Annotated in this window: 1 protein-coding gene; it reads right to left on the bottom strand. The window is 55.9% G+C overall.

Translation table 11 applies throughout. From position 1 onward, the window contains the following. The coding region (locus A3736_RS05990; protein WP_156502005.1) for a helicase-related protein at window positions 1-290 on the bottom strand (290 nt) is incomplete at both ends.

Here is a 290-nt window from a genome sequence, read left to right as displayed (position 1 = left end):
TCTTGTCCCGGCCAGGGCCGAACAGGTCTTTACGAAGGCGGGTACCGCGGCCGATCATCTGCCAGAATTTGGTTTTGGAGCGTACCACCTTGAAGAAGACGAGATTCAGCACCTCAGGCACGTCGATGCCGGTATCGAGCATATCGACCGAGATGGCGATGTGCGGCGGTTTGTCGGCAATTGAGAAATTGTCGATCAGCGATTGCGGGTATTCAACCGAGTAGTCGATCACGCGGGCAAACGAGCCCTTCAGATGCGGATAGTTGGCATCGAACCGTTCGGCGATGAAC

Source organism: Erythrobacter sp. HI0063, assembly GCF_001635685.1.
Lineage (GTDB): Bacteria > Pseudomonadota > Alphaproteobacteria > Sphingomonadales > Sphingomonadaceae > Qipengyuania.
The sequence above is the reverse complement of the archived record's forward strand: the minus strand, read 5'-3'. Positions and strand labels throughout refer to the sequence as shown.